The organism is Parachlamydia sp. (assembly GCF_050255895.1).
Classification (GTDB): domain Bacteria; phylum Chlamydiota; class Chlamydiia; order Chlamydiales; family Parachlamydiaceae; genus Parachlamydia; species Parachlamydia acanthamoebae.
On the sequence record NZ_JBFWIR010000085.1, the window covers coordinates 1 to 12,473 of the forward strand.

13 protein-coding genes are annotated in these 12,473 nt (G+C 42.5%); 5 read left to right on the forward strand and 8 right to left on the reverse strand.

The genetic code is table 11. The annotated features are described in order from the left end of the window. Both AB7E63_RS12170 and mfd read left to right on the forward strand, forming a co-directional pair. Positions 1 to 783, forward strand: a 783-nt coding sequence (locus tag AB7E63_RS12170) for a DHHA1 domain-containing protein (protein WP_428419592.1), incomplete at its 5' end; no start/stop codon positions are given. A gap of 17 nt (positions 784 to 800) precedes the next feature. Next, positions 801 to 4,112: a transcription-repair coupling factor gene (gene mfd / locus AB7E63_RS12175; protein ID WP_013924252.1), complete on the forward strand. Its 3,312-nt coding sequence runs from the start codon at positions 801 to 803 to the stop codon at positions 4,110 to 4,112. Here the strand turns inward: mfd and AB7E63_RS12180 are convergent. From AB7E63_RS12180 to AB7E63_RS12195, 4 genes are all read right to left on the reverse strand, one after another. Next, positions 4,109 to 4,948, reverse strand: a complete 840-nt coding sequence (locus AB7E63_RS12180) for an AMP nucleosidase (RefSeq protein ID WP_006340516.1) — start codon at positions 4,946 to 4,948, stop codon at positions 4,109 to 4,111. The genes mfd and AB7E63_RS12180 overlap by 4 nt on opposite strands. A 16-nt stretch (positions 4,949 to 4,964) precedes the next feature. Then, entirely contained in the window at positions 4,965 to 5,198 is a 234-nt protein-coding gene (locus AB7E63_RS12185; protein WP_006340517.1) for a hypothetical protein, read from the reverse strand. Beyond that, positions 5,198 to 5,410 carry a hypothetical protein gene (locus AB7E63_RS12190; RefSeq protein ID WP_006340518.1) on the reverse strand — a complete coding sequence of 71 codons (213 nt, stop codon included), beginning with the start codon at positions 5,408 to 5,410 and terminating at the stop codon, positions 5,198 to 5,200. The genes AB7E63_RS12185 and AB7E63_RS12190 overlap by 1 nt, the downstream gene beginning before the upstream one ends. Before the next feature lie 98 nt (positions 5,411 to 5,508). Further along, complete coding sequence (locus AB7E63_RS12195) at positions 5,509 to 6,873, reverse strand: RtcB family protein (RefSeq protein ID WP_006340519.1); 1,365 nt, start codon at positions 6,871 to 6,873, stop codon at positions 5,509 to 5,511. 76 nt (positions 6,874 to 6,949) lie between these two features. Between AB7E63_RS12195 and AB7E63_RS12200 the strand changes: the two genes are divergently transcribed. The 3 genes from AB7E63_RS12200 (at position 6,950) to AB7E63_RS12210 (ending at position 10,236) form a co-directional block, all read left to right on the forward strand. Beyond that, complete coding sequence (locus AB7E63_RS12200; protein WP_284452779.1) at positions 6,950 to 8,344, forward strand: FAD/NAD(P)-binding protein; 1,395 nt, start codon at positions 6,950 to 6,952, stop codon at positions 8,342 to 8,344. A gap of 101 nt (positions 8,345 to 8,445) precedes the next feature. After that, a complete protein-coding gene (locus AB7E63_RS12205) occupies positions 8,446 to 8,961 on the forward strand; it encodes a LexA family protein (RefSeq protein ID WP_006340521.1) in 516 nt (171 codons plus the stop codon). 9 nt (positions 8,962 to 8,970) lie between these two features. Beyond that, complete coding sequence (locus AB7E63_RS12210) at positions 8,971 to 10,236, forward strand: Y-family DNA polymerase (protein ID WP_006340522.1); 1,266 nt, start codon at positions 8,971 to 8,973, stop codon at positions 10,234 to 10,236. Positions 10,237 to 10,239: 3 nt separating this feature from the next. Here the strand turns inward: AB7E63_RS12210 and AB7E63_RS12215 are convergent, their stop codons facing one another. The 4 genes from AB7E63_RS12215 to AB7E63_RS12230 form a co-directional block, all read right to left on the reverse strand. Then, on the reverse strand, positions 10,240 to 10,692 hold the full coding sequence (locus AB7E63_RS12215) for a hypothetical protein (protein ID WP_006340523.1): 453 nt from the start codon (positions 10,690 to 10,692) through the stop codon (positions 10,240 to 10,242). 10 nt (positions 10,693 to 10,702) lie between these two features. Continuing rightward, positions 10,703 to 10,987 (reverse strand): hypothetical protein, encoded by a 285-nt coding sequence (locus tag AB7E63_RS12220; protein ID WP_144016264.1) that lies wholly within the window; start codon positions 10,985 to 10,987, stop codon positions 10,703 to 10,705. A gap of 144 nt (positions 10,988 to 11,131) precedes the next feature. Then, positions 11,132 to 11,950 (reverse strand): hypothetical protein, encoded by an 819-nt coding sequence (locus tag AB7E63_RS12225; protein ID WP_284452780.1) that lies wholly within the window; start codon positions 11,948 to 11,950, stop codon positions 11,132 to 11,134. Positions 11,951 to 12,067: 117 nt separating this feature from the next. After that, entirely contained in the window at positions 12,068 to 12,400 is a 333-nt protein-coding gene (locus AB7E63_RS12230; protein ID WP_428419593.1) for a rhodanese-like domain-containing protein, read from the reverse strand. Between the last annotated feature and the right edge of the window lie 73 nt (positions 12,401 to 12,473).

The following is a 12,473-nucleotide window of genomic DNA, read 5'->3' on the forward strand; positions in this document are numbered from 1 at the left end:
CTTGTGAACCAAAGAATTAGATTGAATCTCCCTGTAAAAACATACGAAATCGCTTATGAAGAAGCCCAAAAGAGCACCGACATTAAGCAATTCTTCGGTGAAAAATATGGGGCTAAAGTGCGCGTTGTTGATGCGGAGTTTTCAAAAGAACTTTGCGGGGGCACACATACTTCTGCCTTGGGTAATATTGGGTTATTTCGGATCGCGAAAGAAGGCAGCATTGCGGCGGGAGTGCGTCGTATCGAAGCTGTCACCGGTGAAGATGCAGAAAGCCTATCTCGCCATAGCGAACAGTTCATCGATTCCCTGGCAGAGCTATTGAAAACACAACCGCAAAAATTGCAAGAAAGGATTGAGAAGCTAGTTGAAGAAAACAAGCAGCTCGCTCAAGAAATGAAAAACTTGAAAAAAGGCAAGATGGAAGGGATGGTCACAGAACTTTCACAACAAACCGAAGTGATTCATCATATTCCCACAATTATAGCCAAAGTGGATGTGCCAGCAGCTGAGCTACGCAATTTCCTTGAACTTTTGCAAGCCAAAATGGGATCAGGTGTCATTGCCCTGGGTGTCACAGAAGAAGATAAATGCCATCTTATTATTCGTGTCAGCGATGATCTTGTTGCAAAAGGTATCAATGCTTCTCAACTTATTAAGACATTGGCTCCTATGATTGAAGGCACAGGTGGTGGAAAGCCCAATATGGCTCAAGCCGGTGGTAAGGCTCCTCAAAAACTGACAGAGGCTTTGGCAAAATTCCGCGAACTTTTACAAGCGTCGTAAAAAATTGATGAGGCAATGTGATCGAAGAACTTTTCAAACATCCCAAACTTTTAGAGCTTCAAGAAGCTTTTAAGCAAGGCGACCCGGTTCTGATTGAAGAGCTTTGGAATGCTCCCAAAGCTCTTATTGCCTCTCTTGCTCTACAGGTAACGGGCAAGCATGTTTTGATTTTGACAGGCGGTAGTCAGGAAGAAAGCCGTCTATATCATGACTTTCCTTTTTTTTCGTCTGCCCCGTTGCTTGAGTTTCCGGCCTGGGAAACTTTGCCCTCTGAAAATATCGCTCCCAGTCCAGACACTGTTGGGGCACGCTACAAAGCTTTGCGCCAAGTCTCAGCAACTTTTCAACCACACATCATCATCAGCGGATTGCAAGCTTGCCTGCAAAGCTTGATTCCACCTCAAAATTTTGACTCCCTCTATCTTGCCCTAAAAAAAGGGGAAACATTCCCTTTTGACACACTCATTCAACGACTGAATGAAATGGGTTATCGACGTTCAGCTGTGGCGGCAGATAAAGGGGAATTCGCCATTAGAGGCGGCATTATCGATATCTTCCCTGTGGCCTCACCCGATCCCTTTCGCATCGAATTTTGGGGAGACGACATTGAATCAATCCGTATCTTTGATCCAATTGGACAAAGATCGATTAAAACGGTTGAGCACATTGAAATCACACCTGCACAAGAGATGGAGCTGATCCAGCAATCATCCAAGCTATCAACCATCTTAGACTATTTAGGCCCACAAACCATTGTGATCTTTGACGACCTCTTAGCTCTAGAAGATCGCTACTCCTCTTTGCTACATATTTGTGGATCCCCGACGCGCTCTTTTCAAAGCATTGAAAACCTGTTTGAGCAAATCGCTCCCCTGCAACAGATTTATTGGAGCCGTCAGCCCATTGAGGAACTCACAGAAGTTAAACTGAAGAGTCCAAAGGGGAAGAGTTTTTATTCAGAAAGTGCTCCCATGCATACTTTGGCCTTTAGCATGTTTAACAAAGACTTAATGGCTAAACGATGGCTTTCTCCTTTTATCCCTTTAGTGGACTATCTCCTTCCTTTTCGAGATGAAGAGCAGGAGGTTTCGGGAAATGATATTTTAGAAAATTTAGCTCACATTCCCAAAGAAGCGCATCTGCATTTTCTGTGCGCAAGTGAATTAGAAGAAAACACGCTTAAGCAAAAAATTGCACAAAAAAGTATTCCACTACCCACTCAAACTGTTTACCAAAATGGATACCTTTCGAGCGGCTTGGTGCTTGCACAAGAGCAGCTTTTAGTGATTCCTTTCACAGAGGTTTCTCATCGTTATAAGCTACGTCGACAAAAGCTACGCAGCACTTATCATACACCACCTTCCGAATCCTACCATCTTGTTCCTGGAGATATGGTCGTCCACCTCAATCATGGAATTGGACGATTTTTAGGGCTTGAAAAAAAGCTAAACCACAATGGCGTATTGAGTGAATTTTTTCTGATTGAATATGCCGAAAATGGCAAACTCTATGTCCCCCTCAATCAAGCTCACCTCGTCACCAAATACATTGGCAGTAGTGAAGATCTTCCAAGCATGCATACCCTGGGTAGTGCTCGTTGGAAAAAAACGAAAGAAAGAACGCAAGAAGCTATTGTCGGATATGCCAAAGACCTCTTGCAACTTTACGCACACCGTTCTCTAAAGGCTGGCCTTATTTATCCTTCTGATAGTATCGACATGCAAGACTTTGAGGAGGATTTCCCCTACGAAGAGACCGAAGATCAGCTTAACGCAATTGCCAGTATCAAAGAAGATATGCAGTCGACGAAATCGATGGATCGCCTTATCTGTGGCGACGTGGGATACGGTAAAACCGAAGTGGCCATGCGAGCCGCATTTAAAGCAGTAATGGATGGACACAAACAAGTTGCATTGCTTGTGCCAACCACTGTTTTAGCAATGCAACATTATGAGAATTTCATCGAAAGAATGTCCAACTTTCCTGTCCGAATTGGGGTACTTTCCCGCTTTCGCACGCCCAAAGAAATCCGAGAGACCTTAGAGCAGGCGGCAAAAGGAAGTATCGATATTCTGATCGGAACACATCGTTTGATTAGTAAAGATGTGGTTTTTCATGATCTTGGCTTGATCATTATTGATGAAGAACATCGCTTCGGAGTGAAAGCAAAAGAGCATTTGAAAAAAATTAAAATGGGTGTCGATTGCATTACCCTTTCTGCAACGCCCATTCCACGCACCCTTTACATGTCTCTTGTTGGGGCTAGAGATATGTCTGTGATCAATACGCCTCCTCAAGATCGTTTGCCTATTACCACGATTATTTCGGAACCGGGTGATCTTGTGTTTAAAAATGCCCTGCTAAGGGAACTTTCGCGCGATGGACAAGCTTATGTCATCCATAATCGCGTCGAAACGATTTTTGGTGTGGCTTCAAAAATCAAAGAATTGCTCCCACAGGCGCGTGTCGTGGTCGGACATGGGCAAATGAGCGCCGACGAGATTGACTCTGTCTTTCACGCGTTTAAAAGTGGTGCGGCTGATATCTTAGTTGCCACCACGATTATCGAAAGCGGCATCGACATCCCAAATGCCAATACCATCCTCATCAATCGCGCAGATCAATTTGGATTAGCGGACTTGTATCAGTTACGCGGACGAGTGGGTCGTTGGAACAGGCGTGCCTATGCTTACTTTTTAGTTCCCAATTTGAAATCACTTCCACAATTGGCCCGAAAACGCTTGCATGCTTTAGCAGAAGCTTGTGGATATGGCGGCGGCATGAAATTGGCAATGCACGATTTGGAAATTCGAGGCGCCGGCAATATTTTAGGAACCGAACAATCAGGCCATGTCTCTGCTATCGGATTCCATTTTTATTGCAAACTTTTAAGAAGAACCATTCAAACCCTACAAGGTGAGTTGTCGGCCGGTATGGTTGAGACTAAACTAGAGTTTCATTACGATGCCTGTCTTCCTGAAGATTATGTCAATGAAGTCAGCCTGCGGATGGAGATCTATCAACGTTTGGGCGAAGCCATTGCTTTAAGTGATGTCGAGCTTATCGAGCAAGAATTGAAAGATCGGTTTGGTCCCCTTGTCATCCAAGTGCAATGGCTCATGGCGCTCACACGCATTCGGGTCTTCGCTTCCCAACGAGGCTATACGACATTAAAATTTGATAAGCTGGCACTCTCCATTGAATGGAAAAAAGGCAAGCAAATCCTCTCTCACAAAATGTTATTAGGAAAAATAAAAACGCCTGAAGAGCTTGAAAGGGTAACCAAACAAGCTCTTGACAAATGGGAAAAGGAAAGGTTTAAGCGTTAGTCGTTGAGCTGATCTTCAAACTTGCGTCGCTTTCCTCTAAAAACACCTTTTTCTTCAAGCTTCAGCAAGTTATCTAATTCATCAATGGCCTTTATGCCCAATTCCACATGCTCTGCCGTGTACTTTGAATAGACATCTTGAGCACTTTTTTTAGTCTTAATGCCCTTTGGACTTAAAGGCAGATCTGAAATCAGCAAGAGCGCACCAAGCGGCAGTTTATGGTAATAACTGGCCATAAAAAGGGTTGCACATTCCATTTCAACCGCTTGTGGACGTGTGGCATTTAAACGGGCCTTAAAGTCAGGATTAAACTCCCAAAAACGTTTATTGGTCGTATGGGTAATCCCCAGGTGATATTTAATCCCCTCTTCCATCAACACATTTGTCACAGCTTTTTGAACGAGGAAATTGGCCATCGCAGGAACTTCTTGCGAGAAGTAGAAATCAGACGTTCCTTCCCCTCGAATCCCGGCAACCGGGACAAAGTAATCTCCGACATGATAATGACGTCTTAATCCTCCACACATGCCTAAAAGAAGGCTCGCTTTAATGGGAAGATGCGCACATAAGTCGACAATCAGTGCGGCGGCGGGTGACCCAATTTTAAAATCCAAAATACTCACCTTCTCTTTGGGTGAATGCGCGACCGAAAACATCGATCCTTCGACGATCGGCAGATCTCGGCTTGAAGCAAAATATTGCACATATTTAGGAAAGTTGGTGAGCAAAAGATAAGGTTGAAACTCTGAGACATCTGATCCAGAATATCTCTCTAACGTTCCAATCGCGATCTCTTCTTCTTCCCTTTCGAAATTCGTTTCTTCACTATCAATCATGAATTTTTTCTCCAAATTATTCTTTCCAATCCACTTCTACTGCCCCACCCTCTCCTATAAAAGGACCCATTTTTAGTGAAACGTTTTTCACTAGCGTAAAAGCATGGTGGCATCGCGGGCATTCGAGATCTTTTTCATAATGGCCAAGACGGTATTTAAAATCTTCCCGATTTTCTATAATCGCACCACATTTCGGACATTGATGGTAACGCACCACAAGATCCCACGTATGTTCTCCTTTTTGCGTCATCACTCATTCTCTTTTTTAGTTCCAAAAGAAAACAGCCAATTGACAATGGAAGAGATCAGCCCTTTTCTTTTCTTTTTTAGCGGAATATGAATGCGATTGCCCCAACCATTTATCTCGTGCATTTCACAACCTACAATTCCTTGGCTGGGTTCCACCCGATATTTCTTAAGAGTTGTATCTGGAGGATAATCGCGATACTCTTTGGCCCACATAAATACCTCATATTAAGTAGAGGAGATAACTTAAAATTCAGGTTAATATAGAATGCGAAAAACCACAATCGTAATTTTAACAGATTCGCTATCAAAGCTTAATCACTTGCCATGCGCACAATACGGGGTTGAAAGACCCCTAAAACCTCGACCAGATCTGACTGTGCTTCTATCACTTGTTCAATTGGTTTATAAGCCTGAGGGGCCTCATCTAAGCCGCCTCCAATCAATTTAACACCTCTTTGCGAAAGATAAGCGGCATGCTGTTCCGAAGTAATGTTCTGTTTCGCACGTGTACGGCTCATCTGGCGGCCACTTCCATGTGAAGCAGAATTTAAAGCAGCTGCATGACCTTTCCCTCTCACCAGAAACCCCACATCCGCCATCGTTCCAGGGATAATTCCTAGGACATCTTTTCCGGCAGGCGTGGCCCCTTTGCGGTGCACAATCCATTCTTTTTCAATGCCATCAATGATGACGCTTTCCTTCCATGCAAAATTGTGATGGTTTTCTACCGAAGTCAATGGGGTTAATCCCAATGCTTGGCTGATTCTTTGGTGAATAACATGATGGTTTGCAGAAGCAAATTTTCCAGCGAGTTGCATAGCATCCCAATACTCTAATCCTGCTTCACTATCCAGCGGCAGCCATGCCAAATGGCGCACGGATTGTTCTAAAGTAGGCATTTGTTCCATGGCCCATTTTGTATAGTGATCTGCAATTTTAGCTCCCACCCCTCTCGATCCACTATGTGATAACAAAGCCACATATTTTCCCACCTGAAGTCCTAACGGATTTTCAGAGCTGCCAATCTCTAGCTCTCCCCATTCCACAAAATGGTTTCCGCCCCCGCTCGTTCCGATTTGTCGAATACCTGTTTGCCGCAAACCACGCGTGAGTTTTGTCCCTTGCCAATGTTTTTCTTCTAAAACAGGATGCTCAATTTTCCCCTCATGCTGCCCCATAGGCCCTGAGCCAAATACGGTATTCGCAAGCAACACCTCTTGAAATGCTTGATGTCTTGTTGAATGAAAGTCTCTTAAAGCTTCAGGAGACTCTGGATACACACTCAACATCATGCGGCACGCGATATCGACACCAACGGCATAAGGAATAACCGCATTTTCTACCGCCAGCACCCCGCCAATCGGCAATCCGTAGCCCATATGGGCATCAGGCATTAAAGCTCCGGCGACAGCAATTGGTAGCCGCATGGCATGATTCATTTGATGGATCGCATCTTGCTCAATACAAGCTGCTCCCCATGTTTGGTAAGGAATTGGTGTCGATCGTAGAAGGCAGCTTTGACGTAAAGCTTCCGTTTTTTGTTTCAAATGGTGTACAAAAGCTAAAGCTTCATCCGGACAGACCTGTTTGTATAGCCGCCAGGCCTCATTACGTTCTTTAGGCATCAAGATGGTCGATCCAAGTAAATGTTGAAAGGCTTGGGGAGTTATAGCCATCGAAAATTCCTCGCTTTTTAAATTGCATGAAGATGATATACGATTTAAACTTTAAATGCATAATTTATGAGGTTTCATGTCCACCACTTCAATTGCCATTGCCGGAGGAGGTATTTCAGGGCTAGCGGTTTTAGCGAACTTGATTTTCCAGGCCCAGACTCCTTTTAACCTATTCCTTTTCGAACCATCTCATCGACTTCCCAAAGGAGTGGCTTTTTCAACAGATTGTGAAACCCATCCTCTGAATGTGCGCGCAAATGCTATGGGAGCTTTAAAAGAGCACCCTGATGATTTTTGGAAATGGGTGGAAAAAAGGAAAGAGACTCTTCAGCCTCTTTTTCCCAAAACCATTTTACATCCAGATGCCTTTCTACCGCGCAAATTATACGGGCTTTACTTAGAAGATTTATATGAAAGAGTACAAGCTGTCGCGGAAGAGAAAAAGATTAAGCTTACTGTGATCCTTCAAAAAGTATTAGATGCCTCCGAATCCAACGATCAACTCCTCCTTCAAGTTGCGCATGAAAATCCGGTGACAGTGGATGCCCTTGTTCTGGCTTGTGGTGTTCCCCCTAGTAAAAAGCTCTCTTTTGAAACGCCTCAGTTATTGGATCATCCTCGCTACATTTCCGATCCTTGGAATAGCTCTGCCCTGGACAGCATGTTTCTACATTCCTCCAAAGTTCTCATGATTGGAGCGGGCTTAACCATGGCAGATACGGTTGCTTCCTTGGTACATCAGGCATTTGACGGAAAAATGATTTGTGTATCTCCACGCGGAACTTCCTCACAACCTCATCTTACAGCACCTCCTGCCCATCCTCTCCCTCAAGTCAAAACCAAGGAGCTTCCTTTAACCGCACGCGGACTTTTCAGAACTGTACGCAAAAAAATCGTCTCTCATTCTGAGTGGCGAGATGTAATCGATTCTTTACGCCGTTGCACCCAACCTTTATGGGCAGCCCTTCCCCTTCCCGAGAAAAAACAATTTTTACGCCATCTCTTCTCGTTATGGAATAATCATCGTCATCGCATGGCAGTTGCCAGTTTTGATATGCTGGAAAAACTAAAAAAACAGGAAAAGTTAGACATGCTCGCTGGGCGTGTCACCGCGATCGAAATAGAAAATGCCGAGACCTTAAATGTGACAGTGAGAACAGCTGAAAAATCGTTGCAGATTCCTGTCAATTACGTAGTTAAATGCACGGGTCCTGAGTACCAAATTCAAAAACAACCAAATCCCTTGATTCAAAATCTGCATCAAAAAGGAATGGCCCTTTGGGATACTTTAGGAATGGGTTTGGCACTGTCTCCTCATGGATACATTCAAGGCAACGTACCAGGGAAAATCTATGCGCTCGGAGCCCTTCTGCTTGGTGAAAAATTGGAAACAACGGCCGTCCCCGAAATCCGAAAAGAAGCCTTTGCAATTGCACAAAAATTACTTCATAAATTTCATTTAATTAACTAATAAAATGAAATTTACAACTAAACATAAACAATCTTTTCGCTTGTAGTTTCATTTGATTTCTGTACAATATTCACTTATTTATAACCAATAAAGGTGAAATCATGCGTTTAGGCGGAAAAAGAATGGGGGCCGGAAGACCAAAAGGATCTGGGAAATTTAAAGAACCCACAAAAGCCATTCGATTACCTGAAAGTGAAATCGAACATGTCATGCGGTATATACAAAACAAGTGCTACCGCCTCCCTTTGTATCATACCACTGTTTCAGCAGGATTTCCCTCTCCCGCGGAAGATCACATTGAAAAGAAACTCGATTTAAATGAATTGCTGATTAAACATCCTTCCGCAACATTTTTCTTAAAAGTCTCAGGGCATTCGATGATCAAAGTCGGCATTCACCACAACGACATCTTAATCGTTGATCGCAGCTTAGAGCCTTCCCATGGAAAAATTGTGATTGCCTCTCTCAATGGAGAATTGACAGTAAAAAGACTGCGTTGTGAAGGAAAAAGGATCCAACTTGTTGCAGAAAATGATGCTTACCCTCCTATTGAGATTTCCAGTGAAGATGATTTTCGCATTTGGGGTGTTGTGACAAACGTCATCCACGATCTATAGGATTCTTTTATGTCTCATTTCGTTTTAGCAGATTGCAACAATTTTTATGTCTCATGTGAAAGAATGCTTCACCCCAAACTCGAAGAAAAACCCGTGATTGTCCTCTCTCAGAATGATGGCTGCGTGATCTCTCGTTCTCAAGAGGCCAAACAATTGGGTATTAAAATGGGAGAGCCCTTTTTTAAAGTCAAAGAGTACTGTGAACGGGCTAAAGTGATTGTCTATTCTTCCAACTACCAACTTTATGGAGACATCTCCGAAAGGGTGATGAATAGCCTGTCTCAATTTGCCCCTGAAATGCAAATTTACTCCATCGATGAAGCTTTTTTGAAATTTCCTATAACACTTTCTGACGAAGAGATGTTCGCAGAATGTATGAGAATAAAAAAGCTGATCAAAAAATGGGTTGGCATTCCCATTTCGATTGGGATAGCCCCCACAAAAACCTTAGCCAAAGTAGCCAATAGCTTAGCTAAACAAAATCGGGACCTAGGAGTATTTAGCCTAAACGAGCCTCTTTCGCGCGAAGCCATTTTAAAAGAATATCCCATAGAAGACGTTTGGGGAATTGGTCGTAGACTTTCAAAGCGTTTAAAAGGGATCGGCATTTTGACGGTCTGGGATTTTATTCAACTCACGCCCTATTTTGTCAGAAAAACAATGGGGGTCGTAGGAGAGAGGATGTTGCTCGAGCTACAAGGCATTTCAGCTTTAGATCTCGAGGAAAGTTCGCCCAAACAAAGCATAACGTTTTCTCGCTCATTTGGAAGGAAAGTCACCGATATATCCGAACTAGGAGAAGCCCTCGCCACATTCGTCAGCAAAGCCTGTGTGAAATTGAGAAAACAAAAGCAATATGCGGCAGCTTTGTTGGTCTATCTGCAATTCTTCTCGCAGGATGGAGAAAGCCTTCAAGGAAATCATATGATTTATTCCTTTCCAAGCCCAACAGACGATACCATTGAAATGATTGCAGCAACTAAGCAATGCTTAACAAAACTTTATATCGACAAGAAAAAATATAAGAAATGTGGTGTCATTTTGTTGGATTTAAAATCCGCTGAACAATTCATGCCGGATTTGTTCCAAAAAGGCCCCGACATAAAGCGTCAACAGGTGATGCGCGCAATGGATAAGCTCAATACGCGCTTGAAGAAAAGAACTGTGTTTTTGGGAGGCACAGGCATCCATCAAGACTGGAAGTCACGGTCTGATCAACGTTCTCCCTATAATACCACAAGCTGGGATCACCTACCTATCGTTAAGGCTTATTGATTACTAAAATTTGACTAAACAATCAAAAAATTTAGAAGGGGTCATGTCCTTCACAAAAATTTCCATGTTGAATGACTGATTTGCCTCGGCAAATTCTTGCTTTTTTTGTGCATAGATCACCATGCCCAAAGGAATTGCCATCAATCCACCTGTGATCAAGACAGCAAATGAAAGTGAAATGACCTTGACGATTGTCCCAAGTAGATGCGAAGTCGATTCTTCGAAAAGCTCATTGAGATTGAAATGAGTACTACGGAATGTTTTTGCTTCAAATTTAAAGGATGGAGATTCAGGAGGAGAAGCAAAGGAAAACAGCCGTATTTTTTCAATATTTTCCCAAGTCTTAGTCAAGTCACTGTCAAAAAAAGAACGCTTTTCTGAGGAGTGACGAAAACCTGGAATTTCAAATGAGCGAAAATCCGGCACTTTAAAAGATTGATAAGTATAGAAAGACATATGAAAGCCCTTATAAAACTGAAATATTATGAATTAAACGCGCTGGAATATATATTTCCTTTACAAACTCTTTAAAAGGCAAATCCTTGCCTCGTTTCTTGCAATGATTGCGGTGGGTCAAGTAAATGGCAGCACAAACTAAAGGGATCATGATAAGAGGAAAGAACAGGCATGTTAGAGCAATGCTACTCACCTTAACGACAGTGCGCAATTTGGGGATCTTTTTCTTAAAATCAGCAATAGCTGATTCGCCCTCGGCACATGGAAAATTTCGATTAACTAAACCTGTATACATCGCAATCCCTAAATAAAAAAATAATTGTGTTGAGCAGCGCATCATAGCAACAAAGCATTTATTTAGACAAGGAACGTTCACACGGTGAGTGATTTTTGGGAGTAGCTGGCTTTTCCAGCACTCCCTCATCGAACAAATCGGTGGTTACTTAAAATCTTTAAGTAAAGGAACTAGGTGAGTACTAGAATTTTTGATGAGCTTGTTATGTGCATCTACAAGATCTGTATAAGCTTCAAAACCAGGGACTTGAGGCAACAGTTCTTTTTTTCCCTCATAGGTAGAACGCGCTTTGCTTGAAGGAATCAGCATCAACCCAAGTGGCAAAATGTATAAAAGAGTCTCTTTGAGCCTATGTTTAGCATCTATAACTTTGAAGCTATTCTTAATGGCTTTACATTTCAAAATTTCTTCAAATGCTGTATCTTTTTGCTCAGTAGATAGGATTCCAGTTTGCATCTCTAAAGCCCGAAATTTTATGCGAAATTTTTCAAATCTGTCCCTTGTGGATTGTAACTTAGAATCTGACAGCATTTTGTTAAAATCTGTTCTTAAAAATGTATCCCAATACTGACGTTTTTTGGCTTCATCCCACTTGGGATCATACTGCCCCAACTCTCCAAGCAAAGATTTATTCACTCGAATAGAACTCAATGCAGCTTTTTCAAAAGCACTTACTCTCTTTTCAAGCTTCGCTAGCTTGCCTGCTTTGTACTTTTCTAACAGAGCGGGATCTTTCAGAATGTCAATTGTTTTAGCTTGTCTTTTTTTTGCCCCACAAACATTTATAATGGCTGATGGGACAAGAAGAGGACTCATAAGTAGGAAAAGGGGATAAATAACGGCACTAACAACACATTGAAAGCCTACGACTAAAACACCATCCTTTTTTTTCTCTGTATCTTTGTATTCTAACTGATAATTTTCATGATTTAAGACCAAATTACTGATCGTTTTGATTGACATAGATTTAATCCTTGGTTTTTTAATAGATATTTTTTCTGCAAAGGGTAAATCTATCCCATTAGGTACATCCGCAAATTGCAACAACATTTGCAATCCAGCACCCGAGAACGGGATGATTTAATTCTTTGGTATTTCCACAGGCAAATGAGCCTTTTTCCATGCCTGCATTCCCCCATGCACACTTGCCATGTGAGGAAACCCTCTTTTCTTTGCAAGGGAAGCTGCAATCGATGAACGATATCCACTTCCACAAATCATGGCAATCCGTTTTTCTCGAGAAAGCAAAGGTAACTCTTTAGCAAGCAAGGGTAAAGGAATATGGAGGGCCCCTGCAATATAACCTTGATCCCATTCCTCTTGAGTACGCACATCAATGATTTGCTGTATGTTACTAGACGCAATATTTTCTGGAAGGATGAGATCAATAGAATCGCTCTGTTCGGGAGACAATGATTGCTCATTCCACAAAAATTAACCCATCACGTGATCTATACCCACCAGCCTAACAAAGGTTATAGCTTGC

Coding starts and splice junctions, on each gene's coding strand:
- AB7E63_RS12225 (WP_284452780.1), bottom strand. CDS start 11,950: ATGTCAATCAAAACGATCAGTAATTTGGTCTTAAATCATGAAAATTAT.
- AB7E63_RS12200 (WP_284452779.1), top strand. CDS start 6,950: ATGTCCACCACTTCAATTGCCATTGCCGGAGGAGGTATTTCAGGGCTA.
- AB7E63_RS12215 (WP_006340523.1), bottom strand. CDS start 10,692: ATGTCTTTCTATACTTATCAATCTTTTAAAGTGCCGGATTTTCGCTCA.
- AB7E63_RS12195 (WP_006340519.1), bottom strand. CDS start 6,873: ATGGCTATAACTCCCCAAGCCTTTCAACATTTACTTGGATCGACCATC.
- AB7E63_RS12185 (WP_006340517.1), bottom strand. CDS start 5,198: ATGACGCAAAAAGGAGAACATACGTGGGATCTTGTGGTGCGTTACCAT.
- AB7E63_RS12220 (WP_144016264.1), bottom strand. CDS start 10,987: ATGTATACAGGTTTAGTTAATCGAAATTTTCCATGTGCCGAGGGCGAA.
- AB7E63_RS12180 (WP_006340516.1), bottom strand. CDS start 4,948: ATGATTGATAGTGAAGAAACGAATTTCGAAAGGGAAGAAGAAGAGATC.
- AB7E63_RS12205 (WP_006340521.1), top strand. CDS start 8,446: ATGCGTTTAGGCGGAAAAAGAATGGGGGCCGGAAGACCAAAAGGATCT.
- AB7E63_RS12210 (WP_006340522.1), top strand. CDS start 8,971: ATGTCTCATTTCGTTTTAGCAGATTGCAACAATTTTTATGTCTCATGT.
- AB7E63_RS12190 (WP_006340518.1), bottom strand. CDS start 5,410: ATGTGGGCCAAAGAGTATCGCGATTATCCTCCAGATACAACTCTTAAG.